General features: G+C 40.8%; 2 protein-coding genes. Both read right to left on the bottom strand.

The annotated features are described in order from the left end of the window. On the bottom strand, positions 1-132 hold a 132-nt coding region (locus ACFIK8_RS09575), incomplete at its 3' end, for an AAA family ATPase (protein WP_375669293.1). Next, positions 129-1226, bottom strand: coding sequence for a FecCD family ABC transporter permease (locus ACFIK8_RS09570; protein WP_375669292.1), 1098 nt, complete (start codon positions 1224-1226; stop codon positions 129-131). The genes ACFIK8_RS09570 and ACFIK8_RS09575, both read right to left, overlap by 4 nt. Positions 1227-1236 lie beyond the last annotated feature (10 nt).

The raw sequence follows: 1236 nt of genomic DNA, 5'->3' as shown, positions 1-1236 counted from the left end.
GATAAAAGTACTTTTTCCGGATCCATTGGGGCCGATAATGACGGTGAGAGCACTACTTTTGGCTTGAAAATCAATATGGTTGAGAATCTGTTTTTTTCCGCGTTGAACGCAAATGTTGACTGCTTCGATCATGGAAAATTTGTTCCTCGTTTACATATAAGGATCCAAAGAAAAAAAGGTGCACCAAAAAGTGCTGTAACAATTCCGATTGGCAGTTCTGCTGGGGCAACAATTAAACGTGCAAATGTGTCGGCAAAAATAAGTAACGTAGCTACCAAGAGAGCCGAGCAGGGAATAAGATAGCGGTGATCAGGACCAATGAGTTGACGCAAAATATGTGGAACAACAATACCGATAAAACCAATGCCGCCACTGACAGCGACTGCGCTACCACACATAAGTGCAACAAGGAAAATAGCAATATTCTTAACCCGTTGAATATAGAAACCAATATGGCCAGCAACGGCTTCTCCAAGAGCAAGGGCATTAAGTGCTCGTGATAAAAAAGGAGAAAAAATAAGACCGACACAGATAAAAGGAAAAACAAGCCAAACTTTCAACCATGTTGCACCTGCAAGAGAGCCAAGATTCCAAAAGGTAATGTCCCGTAATTGCTGGTCATTTGCGATAAAAATGAGAATTCCGACAACAGCACCGCTTAAAGCACCAAGAGCAATACCTGCGAGAAGCATTGTTGCAATAGAGGTACAACTATGACGTGTTGCTATTGCATAGAGGATAAGTGTTGATAACAGCCCACCAAAAAATGCACCTATAATGACTTTGTAAGGTTCTAAAAAAGGCGCCAATAAAGAAGGGAAGGCAATACCGACAACAATTGCTAAAAGAGCTCCAAGACTTGCACCTGCTGATACACCTATAATTCCAGGATCTGCAAGAGGATTACGGAAAAGACCCTGCATGAGGACACCAGAGACAGCTAAAGCTGCTCCAACTAACACCCCTAAGATAATACGGGGAAGCCTTATGTCGATAAGTATGAGATAATCACGTATTTTACTGCTCACCGAGAAGTCCTGCGTGAGCATTACATGAACAAGATTAATCAAAGAAACCTTTGATGCACCATGCAAGAGCCCACCAAAAATGCTGAGAATAAGAAAAACTATTAAGCTTAATAATAAAATTTTTCCAAAATTTGCGCGGTTTACTCTTTTACTCTCTTTTGTTTCAGTTGTATGCACTATGGATGTCGTATCTACCATATTATCAACT

Source organism: Bartonella sp. MR168JLCBS (assembly GCF_042194175.1).
The sequence above is the reverse complement of the archived record's forward strand: the minus strand, read 5'-3'. Positions and strand labels throughout refer to the sequence as shown.

Excerpts from the sequence above, each read along its gene's own strand:
- ACFIK8_RS09570 (WP_375669292.1), bottom strand. The coding sequence starts at position 1,226 with ATGGTAGATACGACATCCATAGTGCATACAACTGAAACAAAAGAGAGT.